The sequence below is a fragment of the Tritonibacter sp. SIMBA_163 genome (assembly GCF_046535935.1).
In the GTDB taxonomy this organism is placed as follows: domain Bacteria; phylum Pseudomonadota; class Alphaproteobacteria; order Rhodobacterales; family Rhodobacteraceae; genus Epibacterium; species Epibacterium scottomollicae.
In genome coordinates this window covers 1-255 of the sequence record NZ_JAWJBP010000827.1, presented here as the reverse complement: position 1 = coordinate 255, position 255 = coordinate 1, and the positions used below count along the sequence as shown (strand labels likewise).

Sequence of the window (255 nt, the reverse complement as noted above, 5' to 3'; positions counted from 1 at the left end):
CTGGAGCCGGTGGCGACCGATTTCGGCCAGCCGAATGGCCTGGCTTTCCCGCCCGACGAGCGCAGGCTCTACGTGGCCGATTCCGCCGCGAGCCACGACATCGACGCGCCGCGGCATATCCGGGTCTTCGACGTGGCCGACGGCCACCGGCTCGTCAACGGCCGGGTGTTCTGCACGGTCGACAATGGCGTGCCCGACGGCTTCCGGGTCGATGCGGAGGGCAATGTGTGGACGAGTGCGGGAGACGGGGTTCAC

Annotated in this window: 1 protein-coding gene; it reads left to right on the top strand. The window is 69.4% G+C overall.

Annotated elements, in window-relative coordinates:
• Positions 1 to 9: 9 nt before the first annotated feature.
• Positions 10 to 255: SMP-30/gluconolactonase/LRE family protein (locus R0J92_RS24635; RefSeq protein WP_411053618.1), on the top strand; the 246-nt coding region annotated here is incomplete at its 3' end.